The sequence below is a fragment of the Lentimicrobium sp. S6 genome (assembly GCF_013166635.1).
In the GTDB taxonomy this organism is placed as follows: domain Bacteria; phylum Bacteroidota; class Bacteroidia; order Bacteroidales; family UBA12170; genus UBA12170.
In genome coordinates, this window is sequence record NZ_JABKBZ010000007.1 from 65,336 (window position 1) to 81,800 (window position 16,465).

Below are 16,465 nucleotides of genomic sequence, written 5' to 3' on the forward strand. Positions count from 1 at the left end.
TTCATAGAATTATTCTGAATCTTGAAATAACTTTTCTATTTTTTCAAGCAGAATTTGAGGATGGATGGGCTTACTTATAAAATCATTCATTCCTGCGGATATATATTTTTCTTGGTCTTCTTGAACCACATTTGCGGTTAAAGCAATGATAGGAATATTGGGGGTGTTCTTTTCTCTTTCCATTTGTCGTATAATCCAAGTGGCCTCTAAGCCATCCATTTCTGGCATCATGATATCCATTAATATTAGATCGAATTCCTGTTGTTGAAAACATTCCACCGCTTCCATTCCATTATTAGCCACTACCACTCTATGACCTGCATTTTCAATCATCTGCTTTGCCACAAGAACATTAATCTTATTATCTTCTGATAATAAAATTTGCAAGCTTTCTCTTATTCCTACTTCAGCGACATCCTGTTGCAGTATTTTCTCCTTTCCTTCCTCAACAGAAACCGTAAACCAAAAATTAGAACCCTTTCCCAATTCACTTTCTAAACCAATATTCCCTCCAAGTAATGATGACAGTTTTTTTGAAATAGCCAAACCCAAACCTGTCCCACCAAATTTTCTCGTGAATGATGCATCACTTTGTGTAAATGCAGAAAACAACTTCTCCTGATTTTCTTTGCTAATCCCAATACCAGAATCAATAACTTCAAATTTTAAAAACAAACCCTTCTCTGTTTTATTTTCAACGTTAATGTGAATATCTATTCCTCCTGCACTGGTAAATTTTATGGCATTATTAATTAGATTTATTAGAATTTGCTTAATCCGGATCTCATCACTGTAAACAAAAACAGGAACATCGGGTGATATTTCACAGCGGAATTCCAATTTCTTTTCTTTACTTTTCTCAACAAATAATTCGCAAGTATTATTGATGACTTCATGGAGATTAAAATGATCTAAATCTAGCTCTAACTTTCCTGCTTCAATCTTAGAAAAATCTAAGATATCATTCACTAAAGAAACTAGTGTTTCGGCTGAGAATTCAATGATAGATACTTTTTTATATTGATCTCCATTCATTTCAGTCTGTTTCAACAAATGACTCATCCCAATAATCCCATTCAAAGGTGTTCGTATTTCATGGCTCATATTGGCTAGAAAAAGGCTTTTGGCCTTATCTGCCATTTTTGCCTTACTTAAGGTTTCTTCTAATTGTTGATTTTGTATAGTTAATAGTTTTTGATGATCCTCCAGAGCTTCATTTTGATGTTCAAGTTCTAATTTACCTGCTATATTTTCCTGAGAAATTCTATAATATTTATTGGAATAAAACATTAAGTAAACACAATACATCGCAAATGCGAGTCCAATAAACAGATTCAACTTGTCCAAATATATGAAGGAAAAAATAGCAGAAGGCACAAACAAACTCAAAAGAAAGCCTACTGTCAGTTTACTATCTTTTGATAATCCAATAGCTCCAGCGGCTCCAATTCCCATGAGAAAGATGATGATTAATAGGTTTTCTTGAATACTTGGTTGCATTATCAAACCCAAACCATAATTCATGGACCAAAATATGGCACCAGCATATATCAGAACTTGAGTAATTTTATAATCTTCTGTGGTTTTCTGCCCATTGAATAACATCCAAAAGCGCCCTCCCATAATCACCAAATAGATGATTATAGATGGCCAAGCAAATAGCAAATGATTCAGAGGAGAATCTAAAGCAAAAAACACCATTATATACAGAAGTATAAAGGTGACTATAGTGATTATAGAGTTTTGTTCGAATCCTCTTTGGTAAGTTCTCATTAGTGCATTTTTGGAGAACTAAAGATAGTATAATTTGCTTTAGATAACAAATGATGAATTCTGAATACTATTTTTAAAGATAGAGCCTTTCACAAAATCCTATTCCGCTTAAAAAAACACCCAAGCAATCAATTGATCATTTGTGCATATAAATTCTTTAATGAGCTTTACCAACTACCACTGGCACCACCACCACCAAAGCCACCACCACCGAAGCCACCAAAGCCACCACCACCAAAACTTCCACTACCGCCACTAAAATCACTCCAACCACTCCCACTGCTTCTACCTCCACCTGAGAATAAGAATATCCACCAAGGAAATCCTGAGGCACGAGAAGAAAGACCATGCTGTGATCCTCTTGCCCTTCCAGCAAACATAAATATTCCGATAATGAATAAGAATACGATAATTCCAACCGCATCACCAGCATCCGCACCTCTTTGATTATATTGATCAGCAGAAAACTCACCTGATAATAAAGACATCATACTGCTTGTTGCCGCATCAATTCCATCGTACATCCTTCCTTCCTTGAAGAAAGGAAGCATTTCGTATTCAATGATATTCTTAGCCGTAGCATCAGGAATAAACTCTTCTAAACCATAACCAACTGCAATATTTGCTTGGCCACGAGACTTTACAGTTTTCGCTTTTATTAATAACAGGACACCATTATCTTTTCCTTTTTGTCCAATTTCCCATTTATGTGCAGTTTCTGTTCCAAATTGAGCCACATCCATTCCTGCTATATCTGATACCGTAACCACTGCAATTTGAGTTGAAGTGGTATCATTATAATTTACCAATTTTCTCTCCAAATTATTAATCTCTGCGGATGTCAAAATATGGGCAAAATCGTTTACCAATCTTGGAGGAGACGGTCTTTCAGGTATTTGAGCTGACAGAGCAAATAGAAATCCAAAAAACAGATTGATAATTAGAGTTATGTGTTTCTTCATGATTTTTGTTTTTTTAAGCATAGGAAATATCATCTGGCAATTCATTCACATCATCATCCATATATTCAAAGTGGACCTTTAATTGATCTCCTGCCTTCACAATCCCATCTGATATACCCTTAGCAAATTCACCTTTTTTAAAATTTTGCAAAAGCATAACCTTAATTTCGTCCCAAAAATCATCTGCAACTTTAGCATTAATTCCTGCATCTCCAATAATGGCAAACTTTTTATCCTTCACGGCTAAATAAAACAGTACTCCATTTCGAAGTTTGGTTTTCTGCATTTTTAAAAGATCGAAAACCTGACTAGCTCGATCTAGAACATCAGTTTTGCAACGATCCTCCACATGAACTCTAATTTCACCAGAAGTATTACTCTCCGCATGACGAATAGCATTGAGAATCATCATCTCATCTGCTGTACTAAAAAATCCTTTTGCTTTTGGCATATTTATTTAACTCTAAAATTCAACTTTTGGTGCCTCATCTGATCCTTGTTTTGCCTCAAAGTATGCTTTGTTTTCAAATCCAAACATATTAGCGAACAAATTATTCGGGAACATTTTAACTGACAAGTTATAGTCACGAGCTGTTTCATTGAATCGTTTTCGCTCAACTGTAATTCTGTTTTCCGTTCCTTCTAACTGAGCTTGTAATTGCAAGAAGTTCTGATTAGCTTTTAAGTCGGGATACTTTTCGACAACCACCATTAAACGACTTAATGCAGAACTCAATCCATCTTGTGCTGCTTGGAATTTTTGTAAAGCAGCTGGATTCATATTATTGGCATTAATTGTAGTAGAGGTAGCTTTAGCTCTTGCTTGTACTACACCTTCTAAGGTCTCTTTTTCATGACCAGCATAACCTTTTACAGTAGCTACCAAATTCGGAATTAAATCGGCTCTTCTTTGATATACATTTTCCACTTGTGCCCATTGTGCGTCAACAGTTTCGTTAGCCACAACCATGCTATTATATTTTCCTTTTCCGTAATTGAAACCAATTAAAACAAACAGCACAATAACGATAATAACTATCCAAGATTTCTTCATTTTATCATCTCTTTAATTTACAATATTTCAATTTCAAAGATACAAAAAAGGCTTGTCGAAGTGACAAGCCTTTTTGTTAATGTTATTTAATCAGGCTAAAACTTCGTTTGATAAAATCAGCGAGCTCTTTACCTTTCAGTAGACTTTGAGAAAGCAAAGCTAAATCGTACATTTGCTTCACCTTGGCTTGCTGAACCTCCTCTTCTTTTTCCTCTAATACTTCCGTTACTAAAGGATGGTTTGAGTTCACCACAAGGTTATATGTTTCAGGGAATCCACCCAACCCCATCATTCCTCCGCCACCAAGTTTTTCCATATCCTTCATACGACGCATAAACTCAGACTGAGTAATAATGATTGGAGATTCTGTTTCGCTTAAAGATTCGAAAACAACAGTAAATTTAGCTTTATCGATATTCTTCTCGATAACAGGCTTTAATACTTCCTGCTGTTTCTCGTCTAATTTAGATGGCAACTTTTCGTCTTTATCAATTAATTTTTCAATGGTATCAGCATCTACTCTTTTAAATTGAACATCAGTTAATTTTTGCTCTAATGTATTAATGAAGTGATTGTCTAAAACACCATCCATTTCCAAAACATCATAACCACGATCTTTAGCGGCCTGAATATAACTATACTGCTCATCTTTGTCAGTAGAATACAGATAAACTACTTTATTATCCTTATCCTTTTGAGTCTCTTTAACTTGAGTATTATATTCTTCGAAAGTATAATGTTTACCATCAGTATTTTTCAATAAAGCAAACTTCATGGCTTTCTCGCTAAATTTCTCGTCAGAAATCATACCATACTCAATGAATACTTTGATATCGTCCCATTTAGCCTCTAGCTCTTCTCGATTATTCTTAAAAATCTCCTCTAACTTATCAGCTACTTTCTTAGTGATGTGATTAGAAATTTTCTTCACATTTCTATCACTTTGCAAATAAGAACGAGATACATTCAATGGAATATCTGGAGAATCAATTACACCATGTAATAAAGTTAAGAACTCAGGCACTATTCCTTCAACAGAATCAGTAACGAAAACCTGATTACTGTATAATTGAATCTTGTCTTTCTGAACCTCTAGATTCTTTTTTAATTTAGGGAAGTATAAAACTCCTGTTAGATTAAATGGATAGTCCACATTTAAATGAATATGGAAAAGAGGTTCTTCAAAATTCATTGGATAAAGCTCATGATAGAAGTTTTTGTATTCTTCATCTTTTAATTCTGCAGGAGCTTTCTTCCAAATTGGGTCACTATTATTGATGATACGATCAGTTTCTACTTCTTTATAGACATCGTTACCATCTTTATCTTTTTCACCTTCTACCTTCTCTTGTTTTTTTTCTTTACCAAACTGAATGGGCACAGGTAAAAATTTGCTGTATTTATTAAGCAATTCTAAAATCTTGCTTTCTTCAAGAAACTCTTTTTCTTCATCAGAAATATGTAGAACAATATCAGTTCCTCTTTCTGTTTTATCAGTTTCCTCTATCGTATAATTAGGACTTCCGTCGCATTCCCAACGAACAGCTTTTGTTGAGCCTCCTTTTTTATAGGTCTTAGAAAAGATTTCTACTTTATCAGAAACCATAAAAGAAGAATAGAAACCTAAGCCAAAATGACCGATAATAGCATTTTGTTCTGCTTCACTCTTATTTTTAAACTTGTTCACAAACTCTTCAGCACCTGAAAAAGCAATTTGATTGATGTATTTATCAATTTCCTCAGCTGTCATACCAATACCTCTATCTCTAATAGTAAGGGTTTTGGCTTCTTTATCAGCTATAACCTGAATAGTTAGATCTCCCAGCTCATCTTTCACTTTGCCCATTGAAGCTAGTGTTTTCAATTTCTGAGTAGCATCCACAGCGTTGGAAACCAATTCTCTTAGGAATATTTCGTGATCTGAGTATAAGAACTTCTTAATGATAGGAAATATATTTTCCGTCTGTACATTAATTTTTCCCTCTTGCATGATATTATATGTTTTAGTTTATTTCTTTTGTAGGGCTATTTTACAAAAAAGATACCATTGTTTTTTCTCTGTCATTTTGGCAAGAAATTAATTAAATTGGACAATGAGGGGATGGCTGGTATGTCGATTGAATAAATGAAGGGAGACAGGACTTAATGGGAAAAGAAAATTGGACTTAGGTTTCAGACCTTTTGTTAATTCTTAACATTCTCAATAGTTCTTGTTTTTTTGCAATTGAAAACACGCCATATAAAACGCCTCCCCACCCCTTAAATTCTTAATTATAAAGACTAAAAATCCCTCTTAACAAATTGTTAGTAACACAAGTTAAAAAGCTGACCTTTTTTCATTGCCAAGTGGATGTTTTTTAAGACCTTTGCCGACGACAGCCAGAGGCACCGTAGAACATTAAATTTAAGGAATTGAAAACTATAAAAACCGCACTCATATCTGTATTTCACAAAGACGGATTACAGGAAATCTTAGAAGAACTAGACCGATTAAATGTAGAGATTATTTCTACTGGCGGGACTTACGATCACATTATAAAACAAGGCTTTAAAGCAAAAACTGTTGAATCAATTACCGACTACCCAGGTATTTTTGGCGGTAGAGTGAAGACTTTACATCCCGATATTTTTGGTGGTATTTTACATCGTCGTCATTTAGCCGAAGATTTAGCAGAATTGGAGAAGTATAATATTCCAGCCATCGATTTAGTAATAGTCGATCTTTATCCTTTTGAAAAAACAGTGGCTACAGCTGACGAAGAAAGTCAAATTATTGAGAAAATCGATATTGGCGGAATTAGTTTAATTCGTGCTGCTGCTAAGAATTTCAAAGATGTTATTATTATTCCTTCTCAGGATCAATATGGTGAGCTTCTTAAAATGCTTCAGAAACAAAATGGAGCTTCTAGCATAGAGAATCGTAAGTATTTCGCAGCTCAAGCCTTTAATGTTTCTTCTCATTACGATACCGCCATTTTTAATTATTTTAATGGTACTGAAGAAATTCCTTCTTTTAAAATATCACAAAAAAACGGTGCTGTTTTACGTTATGGTGAGAATCCTCATCAAGAAGGCATGTTTTATGGTGATTTAGAAAAAGTATTTTCTCAACTCCATGGTAAAGCCATCTCTTACAACAACTTAGTAGACTTAGATGCAGCAATTAAATTAATATCAGAATTTGACGAACCAACTTTTGCCATTCTAAAACATACCAATGCCTGTGGATTGGCTTCCGACAAAAGCTTATCTGAAGCCTGGAATAAAGCATTAGCTGGCGACCCTATTTCGGCCTTTGGTGGTGTGCTGGCTTGTAATAAAGAAGTGGATGAAGAAACGGCTAAAGCTGTCAATAAACTATTTTTCGAAATAATAATTGCCCCTTCTTATGAAAAAAATGCATTAGAAGTGCTGAAAAGCAAAAAAAATAGAATAATTTTACAAGCTGATTCTTATGATTTTCCAACAAAAATCTATAAATCAATTTTAAATGGTACTTTAGTACAAGGTTCCGATGATGTTAGTGAGACAAAAGAGGATACGAAAGTAATCACAGAACAGGCTCCAAGCATCAGAGAACTTGAGGATTTGGTATTTGCTAACTTAATAGTGAAACATACCAAATCAAATGCTATTGTATTGGTGAAGAACAAACAGTTGATTGGTAGTGGAACAGGTCAAACAAGTAGAGTTGATGCCTTAAAACAAGCGATTATAAAAGCTGAAGCCTTCAATTTAGATTTAGAAGGATCTGTATTGGCTTCAGATGCTTTTTTCCCGTTTGCTGACTCAGTAGAGATAGCAAATCAATCAGGTGTTAAAGCGGTGATTCAACCTGGTGGATCAGTGCGAGATCAGGATAGCATTGATTATTGTAATCAAAACAATATGAGTATGCTATTTACAGGAAATAGACATTTTAAACATTAATAAACTCAAGATATAATGGGTATATTCTCATTCTTAACACAAGAGTTGGCTATCGACTTAGGAACTGCCAATACCATTATCATATATAATGACAAGGTAGTAGTTGACGAGCCCTCCATAGTTGCCATTGAAAGAAATACAGGTCGAATTATTGCAGTGGGTAAAAAAGCCCAAATGATGCATGGTAAGACTCATGAAAATATAAAAACGATACGTCCGCTCCGAGATGGTGTAATTGCTGATTTTGAATCAGCAGAATATATGATCGAAGAAATGATCAAAATGACAAAAGCTCCATCTAGATGGTTCAAGCCTTCTTTAAAAATGGTGATTTGCATTCCTTCTGGAATTACACCAGTAGAAGAACGCGCTGTAAAAGACAGCGCTGAACAAGCAGGAGCCAAAGAAGTGAAATTGATTCATGAGCCTATGGCTGCTGCTATTGGAATAGGAATTGATGTGATGGAACCTACCGGAAACATGATTATTGATATCGGGGGGGGAACGAGTGAAATTGCCGTTATTGCACTTGGTGGAATTGTAAACAACAAGTCTATTCGAGTAGCTGGTGATGATTTCAATATGGACATCATCGACTATATGCGTAAGCAACATAATATCACTATTGGAGAACGTACTGCAGAGCAAATTAAAATCCATGTAGGAGCTGCTTCTACAGAGATTGAAAACCCACCTGAAGATTATGCCGTTCATGGTAGAGATATGCTAACGGGAATTCCTAAGGAGATTTATGTGAATTATTCTGAAATAGCTCATGCTTTAGATAAGTCCATTTCTAAAATTGAATCTGCTATTCTTCATGCTTTAGAGATGACACCTCCTGAATTATCTGCAGATATTTTCAGTACAGGTATATTCTTAGCTGGTGGAGGATCTATGTTAAGAGGATTAGATGTTAGAATTCACCAAAAAACAAAGCTTCCTATTCATGTAGCTGAAGATCCATTAAGGGCTGTGGCTCGTGGAACTGGAATTGCTTTGAAAAACTTTAATAAGTTCACATTCTTGATTAAATAAGAGAGGATGGCCTAATGCAGAATCTTCTTAATTTCCTCTGGAAAAACTACGCTTTCTTTTTGTTCTTAATACTTGAGTTTATTGCCTTAAGTATGGTTGTTTCTAATGGACATCAATCTGCTGTATTTTCCTATACCAGCAACCAAATGGGTGGGGAAGCTTTTAGTAGTTGGCAAAGTATAGTTCACTATTTCGATCTTGGTGAAGCTAATGAGCAATTGGTTGAAGAAAATAAAAGACTTAGGAGTCAATTGGACCAATCTTTCCTAGATAGGGACTTCATTGCTTTTGATACTATTTCGGTAAATGACAGTTTGATAAAGTGGGACAGTACTCAAAATAAATTCCTTCCTCAGGATACCAATATTTTAGCTTTCGAATATATTGGCGCTAAAACTATTAGCAATTCTATTCATAAGCAAAAAAATTATTTAATGCTTAATAAAGGGCTTGCACAAGGGGTGAGAGAAAACATGGGAGTCATAGGCCCTAATGGTGTAGTTGGAATTGTTTATAGTGCATCAGAAGATTTCAGCACCGTAGTTTCTTTATTAAATATCAAAACTAGAATTAGTTCTAAGCTAAAAACCAATAATGAATTAGGAATTTTACAATGGGATGGTCAAAATCCAAACCTTGCACAATTCAATAGTATTGAAACCTATATTCCAATAAAAGTTGGAGATAGTATTATTACAAGTGGTTATTCACATATATTTCCCGAAGGGATCATGCTTGGAGTTATTCAAGATTATCATCGAAACACATCCGATAATACCTATTATATAAGCGTGAAACTATCTACTAAGTTTAGCAGCCTAAAACATGTTACTATTATCCGAAACAGGTTCTATGAAGAGCAAATTTTATTAGAAAAAACATTGGAGGATGAAAGATAATGTTTAAAAGCATATTCATATTTTTTGCCCTGGTAATATCTCAGGTATTGGTTTTTAATCATATTCAATTTTCTGGTTATATCAACCCTGCTTTCTACGTCCTTTTTATCATTCTACTACCGGCGAATACTCCAGCATGGCTCCGATTAATTTCTGGTTTCCTATTGGGATTCAGTATTGATATTTTTTCACAAAGCCCAGGGCTAAATGCTGCTTCAACAGTATTAATAGCCTTTTTACAGCCCTATATATTATACGCTTTCAAAACTACTGATGTAGATGAAGGAAAACGTAATAGCTTAAGTCATATAGGCTTTCGCTGGTTCATCAGCTACTCAATCGTTCTTATTCTCATTCACCATGTTTTCTACTTTATTTTAGAAGTTTTTCGATTTAGCCATTTTTTAGATACTTTTTATCGCATTATTCTCAGTAGTTTTGCTACTTTTATTGCCATATTTTTATCACAACTAGTTATTTATAAAAAACAACAATAATTTCAATCTTATGAAAAACATTAAATATTTAATGCTTTTTGCTATTGCTTTAGGAATTTTCTCGGCTTGTGAGCACGAAGCTAAGCAGAAACAAGAATCTTATGAAATAGCTGGCGAATTCAGAGGAGTCACAGAAGGAAATGCCTTTATCAAAGTTAGAGGAGAAAATGGTTGGGAAACCATTGATTCAGCTATTATTGTTGAAGAGAAATTCAACATGAGTGGAAGTACTGAAGATGTCAAATTTGTATATCTAGTATCCGATGCTTATAGAGGTGGAATCCCCCTGTTTCTCGAAAACACAGCATATAGCATCAACCTTCATAAAGACAGTATTGATAAGGTTGAAATTAAAGGTAGTGAAATTCAAGCTGCATTTGCTGAAGCCAAAACCAATATGGACAAGTATGACGAGCTATGGCAAGATTACTATTATAACGAATATCGTGCTATGACTGATGAAGAAAAAGCTAAAAACGAAGATCATCTCAACGACTTATATGATGGTGCTCAACTTTTAAAAAAAGAATACATCAAGTCTTTCATCACTAAGAATGCTGATAATATTGCAGCAGCACAGATATTAATGGATAGTGAAGATGCCTTAGGAACAGATGATATGCTAACTTTATACGAAGGACTTACACCTTTAGTAAAATCATCAAATCCTGGCATATTTTTAACAGAAAGAATAGAAATCGTTAAAAAGACTGCAATAGGCCAACCATTGATTGATTTCACCATGAATGATACAAAAGGAAACCCATTAAAACTTTCTGAAATCACTAAAGGGAAATATGTATTGGTTGATTTTTGGGCTGCTTGGTGTGGCCCTTGCCGTAAAGAAAACCCTAATGTTGTTGAAAATTACAATAAATATAACGCTGATGGCTTTGATGTCTTAGGTGTTTCCTTTGATGATGATAAAGATAAATGGCTAAAAGCTATTGAAGACGATGGTTTAACTTGGACACAGGTTTCGGATTTAAAAGGCTGGAAAAATTCCGCTGGTAAATTATATGGCATTCGATCTATCCCACAAAATATACTATTAAGCCCTGAAGGAATTATTTTAGAGAAAAACCTAAGAGACAAAGCTCTTGGAGAAAAATTAGCCGAGATATTCGGTAAATAATATTGTACTACAAAAAAGCTGTCTTTTTTATGAAACACTATTCATAAAAAGACGGCTTTTTATATTTTTTAGAGGATGGAATTGAACGATAGAAATAAAGTTTTTGAGGTTTTAAAGGAGTTAAATATAGAATGTGAGTTACACGAGCACCCTCCCACTCCAACCATTGAAGAGGCCGTTAAGTATTGGGGCCAAATGAAATCTACCCATTGTAAAAATTTATTTTTCAGAAATCACAAAGGCAATAAGCATTATTTAGTCATCTTTGAGCACCAACAGCAACTCATGATTCGTGATTTGGAACAAAAATTAAAACAAGGGAAACTCTCCTTTGCCTCAGAAAAAAGAATGAGTAAATACCTAGGTGTTAAACCTGGTTCGGTTAGTCTTTTTGGGTTGATTAATGATAATGATAATCATGTTTATGTATTCTTTGATAAAAACTTATTGAATAGTGAATTTTTAAGTTTTCATCCTAATGACAATACTGCTTCATTAAAGATTTCCCAATCCGATTTTCAAAAATTCCTCATTTGGTCAGGAAATGAACATGAATTTCTCGACTTATACTAATCATAAATTGAACTGATTTATAATCTTAATTTGAATATATTTGCTCAAATTTTAATGAATGGCCGAAACAATCTCCACAAAGAAGAATAAAGGTAGAAAAGCAGCTTCACCGAAGACTGAAGAGCCCAATGAGAAAGAAATGACTTTTTGGGATCATCTCACAGAATTAAGGGGGCATTTGGTGCGTTCTCTAGTAGCTATCATATTACTAGCTATTGTTGCTTTCATCTATAAGAGTTTTGTTTTTAATACTATTATTCTAGCACCTAAGGAAGCTGATTTCATTACCAATCAACTATTATGCAAATTGGGGATGCTTATCAATATCGACTATTTCTGTGTTTCCGATTTCAGCCTTAAAATCATCAACATAAATATGGCTGGACAGTTTATGACCCATATGTATATTTCTTTTATGGCTGGTGTAGTGATGGCCGCTCCTTATATCATTTATGAATTCTGGAAATTTGTGGAACCTGCATTACATGAGCACGAAAGAAAAAATTCAGGTGGAACCGTATTAGTTTGTAGCCTCCTATTTATTACGGGAGTAGTATTCTCCTACTTTTTAATCGTCCCGCTGGCTTTGAATTTCTTTGGTTCCTATCATGTTAGCGAAGAAGTTTCAAATACCATTTCCTTAACTAGCTATATCAGCACTGTAGTTACTGTTACCATCTCTGTCGGAGTCGTTTTTGAACTACCTGTTGTTATTTTCTTCCTAACAAAAGCAGGTTTAGTTAGCATTGAGTTTCTAAAGAAGAACAGAAAATACATGTTAGTAATCGTTCTTATTCTTTCTGCTTTAATCACCCCTCCTGATGTTTTTAGCCAAGTACTAGTAACTTTACCACTGATGGTGCTTTATGAGTTTAGCATATTTATGGCTAAAAGAGCACAAAAAAAAAGAAGTCGATAGCAAACTAAGCGAGGGTTAAAAATTTAATATTTCCCTTTAAGCACATTGTGGTATTGAAAAAAGATCATATATTTGTTCTATAGGATTATTTTTTTCTTTAATACGCATCTAAAAAAAACCTAACAGTGAAATCAAAAATCTCACAAAAAGCTTTATTAATCATCACATTTCTACTTATGATAAGTGGAAGTAGCATGGCTCAAAGAAGCTTTGATACTCACAAAGGTGGTATGATTTGGAAACACTGGTATGTCCAAGCCAATATTGGGCTCAACCTTTTTTATGGAGATGTAAGTTCTCACGATCAAGATCTATTTAAGAAAATCGGAGAAGAAAGTTCATTTGCTTATTCTTTAACAGCCGGGAAATGGATTACAGATTGGGGGGGAGCCGAATTCACATTTTCTAGTGGGAAACTTATAGGTTCTACACCCGGACTACAATTCGAAAATAATTATAACCAGTATATAATTCAAGGAATCTTTAATTTTACTCAACTGTTATACCCTGCCAACGAACAAACTCCCTTTTACATTTATGGGAAAATAGGATATGGGCAAATAGATTTTAATTCTGTGCTTCGCAATAGCTCTACTTTAGACACTATAAAAATGCAAGGTAAAGAAACTACTCATGGTAAAAGAGTGAGTGAATGGGTTTTACCTCTTTGCCTTGGCGGAGCATTCAACCTTGATGAGAACCTCACCATTGTTATTGATGGAACTCTTTTTCTTGTTAATTCAGACAAACTAGATGCTAGATTCGGTAAAAATGGTAACGATGATAATGATTTCTATGTGAACTTCTCTGTAGGCTTAAGGTATACTTTCAATGCAAAAGAAACTCAGGGTAGCTTCAATAGATCTAAATCTAGACGTTCAAATAGATGGTCTAGGTAAAAGATTATTTTATCCTTTCTGGGTTTTTCTTTACAAAACTACCCCAACCAGTATACGATTCTTTTTCAAACCCATAAGATTTTTGGAAATAATGACAAACCGCAGCTGCTAATCCATCTGTAGCATCTAAATACTCTGGCTCTTCTGTCATTTTTAATAGATGTTTTAACATTCCGGCAACTTGTTCTTTAGAAGCTGTTCCTTTCCCTGTTATGGACTGTTTTATTTTTCGAGGTGCATACTCAAAAATGGGAAGGTTTCTATAAAGCCCAGAAGCCATAGCTACTCCCTGTGCCCTTCCTAACTTTAGCATACTCTGGGGGTTTTTCCCCATAAAGGGTGCCTCTATAGCTATCTCATCTGGCTTATACTGATCAATTAGAGCCAATGTGCGCTCAAATATTTTCTTAAGCTTCATTGGGTGGTTATCATAACCAGCTAATTTCAATACCCCCATGGTAACCAGCTTTATTTTATTATCTTGCTGGTGTATTACACCATAACCCATTATATTTGTACCCGGGTCAATGCCCAAAATAATTCGATCCTGCTTCAAAATTTATGTTTAAGTGAAGATTTCTACAAAAATACGAAAAAGCTTTAATCTCTTTTTTAAGATATTGCTTGTTAGTTTAGTTTATATTTTCTTGTTCTTTGAGCTAAGTAAACATCAAGAACAATTTAGTATCAATGGAGTACTCAATGCATCTAAGAAAGATTCTCTTTTACTGCTATTAGCTTTTGGTTTGATGCCACTTAACTGGCTCATTGAAAGCATCAAGTGGAGATTTCTCATGCGAAAGATAGAAAATGTAAAGCTAAGTAATTCCATCCAAGCAGTATTTGCAGGAACAGCCATCAGTATTTTCACCCCCAACCGAATTGGCGATTACTTAGGTCGAATTTTTATTTTAAAGAAGGGGGATAGACTTGATGGAACAGTTGCTACCATTACTGGGAATTTAAGTCAGCTGCTGATAACCATACTCATGGGAAGTGTGGCTCTTATCTACTTTTCTGAAACTATAGTCACCGATTTTTTACAATGGAATAACATATGGATAGCCATTTCTATAATTCTAATTCTTAGTATAGATATTATCCTCCTCATTATATTCTTCAAATTCCCTAGCATTGAGAATAGACTAAATAGAACTTTTGGAATTTACAGATACCCTATTATCAAACATCTTAATATTTTAGCTGAATACAGAATGGATGAATTAGTAAAAGTTTTGTCCTATAGTCTCCTTAGGTATTTAATCTATTCTGTTCAATTCTATTTATTATTACTGGCTTTTCACTTCGATTTATCCATAATCGATGGAATGATGGTGGTGTTTTTAGTTTTCTTTGGAATCACTATCATTCCGAGTATTGCAGTTGCAGAATTGGGTGTAAGGGCCTTAATCACCCTTTTTGTATTCCAATTGATAGGTCAATATTCGCAGGCAGAATTTGAACTCGGTTTAATTGCTGCTACATCTATACTTTGGTTAATCAATATTGCATTCGCAGCAGTAATTGGAGGTGCTTTTATCTTTAACTTAAAGTTTATTAGAAAGAAAGACCTAATAGAGGAAACAGATAAAAATCCTGAAGAATGATAATCGTAATCTTAAGTTGGCTTATTGTTCTACTTTATATCTTTGTGATTTTAAGGTTTTATTGGGCATGGACTAAAATTCAGGATAATAATCCTAAATCCTCTAGTTTAAAGAAAATCAGCATTGTTATTGCCACTAGAAACGAAGAAGAAAATTTAGCCCCCCTTTTTCAATCCATCTTGGACCTCGATTATCCAAGAAATCATTTTGAAGTCATTCTTATTAATGATCACAGCGATGATTCCAGCCTAAATTTGATGGAAAGATTTAAAAAATCCAATACTGAAATAGATATTACCTTAAACACCCTTTCTAGTCATGAAACAGGGAAAAAGATGGCTCTCAGAAAAGCTTTTTCACTAGCAAAATATGATATTATTCAATGTACTGATGGAGATTGTGAATTTTCAAGATTATGGCTTCAAGAATGCACTAAAGCTTTTGAAAACCCAGCAATAAAACTAATCAGTGGCGGAATTAGAATAAATCACAGTCCATCCATTTTTCAAAAGATGCAGGCTTTGGAATTATTGAGTTTGATCGCCAGTGGCGGCGCTGCTATTGGTCTACAAAGACCTATCATGTGCAATGGTGCCAATATGGCATTCCGGAAAGAAATTTTGCTTCAAGAGAAAGAGGACCTTATGAATCATAAATATGAGAGTGGTGACGATATATTCCTTCTTCAAGAGGTGAAAAGAAGATTTGGACCTAGTGCTATCACTTTTATTAAAGACCAAAACTATTGGATAACAACCACTGCCGAAGAAAATGTTTCAGGATGGCTAAATCAAAGAATGAGATGGGTTTCCAAATCGGCAGGTTATAAAGACTCATTTCTAATATTTACCTCAACACTCGTTTTTCTTGCCAACCTCAGCCTTGTCATACTCGCCATAGGCTCCATATTTAAAATACAACTCCCCAGCACTTTTGTCTATCTATTTATTCTGAAGGGATTTGTGGATTTCATATTCCTCAAAAAAGCAACATCAGACTCCTCTCAAAAACACTTATTGTGGGTCTTTATCCCTCTAAATCTATTCTATCCATTCTTTATTAGTTATTCGGCCATATTTGGTCAATTTAAAGGATTCACATGGAAAGGAAGAATCTATAAAAAGTAATATTATGAAGTGATGGTAAGCATTTTTTAATCTAATTTCGCAATCAATAAAA

General features: G+C 34.4%; 16 protein-coding genes. 10 read left to right on the forward strand and 6 right to left on the reverse strand.

Translation table 11 applies throughout. From position 1 onward, the window contains the following. Positions 1 to 9: 9 nt before the first annotated feature. The 5 genes from HNS40_RS04550 to htpG all read right to left on the reverse strand — a co-directional run bounded on the left by HNS40_RS04550 (position 10) and on the right by htpG (position 5,779). Positions 10 to 1,773, reverse strand: coding sequence for an ATP-binding protein (locus HNS40_RS04550; RefSeq protein WP_172278130.1), 1,764 nt, complete (start codon positions 1,771 to 1,773; stop codon positions 10 to 12). Positions 1,774 to 1,940: 167 nt separating this feature from the next. Further along, complete coding sequence (locus HNS40_RS04555; RefSeq protein ID WP_216663597.1) at positions 1,941 to 2,735, reverse strand: YgcG family protein; 795 nt, start codon at positions 2,733 to 2,735, stop codon at positions 1,941 to 1,943. 13 nt (positions 2,736 to 2,748) lie between these two features. Continuing rightward, the gene (locus HNS40_RS04560) at positions 2,749 to 3,186 is read right to left on the reverse strand and encodes a TPM domain-containing protein (RefSeq protein ID WP_172278132.1); all 438 of its coding nucleotides are present in this window, start codon (positions 3,184 to 3,186) and stop codon (positions 2,749 to 2,751) included. Between the two features lie 12 nt (positions 3,187 to 3,198). Beyond that, the gene (locus tag HNS40_RS04565) at positions 3,199 to 3,789 is read right to left on the reverse strand and encodes a LemA family protein (RefSeq protein WP_172278134.1); all 591 of its coding nucleotides are present in this window, start codon (positions 3,787 to 3,789) and stop codon (positions 3,199 to 3,201) included. Between the two features lie 82 nt (positions 3,790 to 3,871). Continuing rightward, a complete protein-coding gene (gene htpG, locus HNS40_RS04570) occupies positions 3,872 to 5,779 on the reverse strand; it encodes a molecular chaperone HtpG (RefSeq protein ID WP_172278136.1) in 1,908 nt (635 codons plus the stop codon). 407 nt (positions 5,780 to 6,186) lie between these two features. Here htpG and purH point away from each other — a divergent pair, with 407 nt between their 5' ends. The 8 genes from purH to HNS40_RS04610 all read left to right on the forward strand — a co-directional run bounded on the left by purH (position 6,187) and on the right by HNS40_RS04610 (position 13,679). Beyond that, the gene (gene purH, locus HNS40_RS04575; protein WP_172278199.1) at positions 6,187 to 7,719 is read left to right on the forward strand and encodes a bifunctional phosphoribosylaminoimidazolecarboxamide formyltransferase/IMP cyclohydrolase; all 1,533 of its coding nucleotides are present in this window, start codon (positions 6,187 to 6,189) and stop codon (positions 7,717 to 7,719) included. Between the two features lie 15 nt (positions 7,720 to 7,734). Further along, a complete protein-coding gene (locus tag HNS40_RS04580; RefSeq protein WP_172278138.1) occupies positions 7,735 to 8,757 on the forward strand; it encodes a rod shape-determining protein in 1,023 nt (340 codons plus the stop codon). Between the two features lie 14 nt (positions 8,758 to 8,771). Beyond that, complete coding sequence (gene mreC / locus HNS40_RS04585) at positions 8,772 to 9,656, forward strand: rod shape-determining protein MreC (protein ID WP_172278140.1); 885 nt, start codon at positions 8,772 to 8,774, stop codon at positions 9,654 to 9,656. Then, positions 9,656 to 10,153 carry a rod shape-determining protein MreD gene (mreD, locus tag HNS40_RS04590; protein ID WP_172278142.1) on the forward strand — a complete coding sequence of 166 codons (498 nt, stop codon included), beginning with the start codon at positions 9,656 to 9,658 and terminating at the stop codon, positions 10,151 to 10,153. The genes mreC and mreD overlap by 1 nt, the downstream gene beginning before the upstream one ends. A gap of 10 nt (positions 10,154 to 10,163) precedes the next feature. Then, positions 10,164 to 11,288, forward strand: coding sequence for a TlpA disulfide reductase family protein (locus tag HNS40_RS04595; RefSeq protein ID WP_172278144.1), 1,125 nt, complete (start codon positions 10,164 to 10,166; stop codon positions 11,286 to 11,288). 75 nt (positions 11,289 to 11,363) lie between these two features. Continuing rightward, positions 11,364 to 11,861 carry a prolyl-tRNA synthetase associated domain-containing protein gene (locus tag HNS40_RS04600; RefSeq protein ID WP_172278146.1) on the forward strand — a complete coding sequence of 166 codons (498 nt, stop codon included), beginning with the start codon at positions 11,364 to 11,366 and terminating at the stop codon, positions 11,859 to 11,861. Between the two features lie 58 nt (positions 11,862 to 11,919). Then, the gene (gene tatC, locus HNS40_RS04605) at positions 11,920 to 12,780 is read left to right on the forward strand and encodes a twin-arginine translocase subunit TatC (RefSeq protein ID WP_172278147.1); all 861 of its coding nucleotides are present in this window, start codon (positions 11,920 to 11,922) and stop codon (positions 12,778 to 12,780) included. A gap of 125 nt (positions 12,781 to 12,905) precedes the next feature. Next, entirely contained in the window at positions 12,906 to 13,679 is a 774-nt protein-coding gene (locus HNS40_RS04610) for an outer membrane beta-barrel protein (RefSeq protein ID WP_172278149.1), read from the forward strand. 4 nt (positions 13,680 to 13,683) lie between these two features. Here the strand turns inward: HNS40_RS04610 and ruvC are convergent, their stop codons facing one another. Continuing rightward, positions 13,684 to 14,235, reverse strand: a complete 552-nt coding sequence (gene ruvC, locus HNS40_RS04615) for a crossover junction endodeoxyribonuclease RuvC (RefSeq protein ID WP_172278151.1) — start codon at positions 14,233 to 14,235, stop codon at positions 13,684 to 13,686. 13 nt (positions 14,236 to 14,248) lie between these two features. On the opposite strand from ruvC, the gene HNS40_RS04620 reads away from it, so the two are divergent. Together HNS40_RS04620 and HNS40_RS04625 are read left to right on the forward strand one after the other, a co-directional pair. Beyond that, on the forward strand, positions 14,249 to 15,286 hold the full coding sequence (locus HNS40_RS04620) for a lysylphosphatidylglycerol synthase transmembrane domain-containing protein (protein WP_172278153.1): 1,038 nt from the start codon (positions 14,249 to 14,251) through the stop codon (positions 15,284 to 15,286). Further along, positions 15,283 to 16,413, forward strand: a complete 1,131-nt coding sequence (locus tag HNS40_RS04625) for a glycosyltransferase (RefSeq protein WP_172278155.1) — start codon at positions 15,283 to 15,285, stop codon at positions 16,411 to 16,413. Before HNS40_RS04620 ends, HNS40_RS04625 begins: the two co-directional genes overlap by 4 nt. Positions 16,414 to 16,465: the final 52 nt, after the last annotated feature.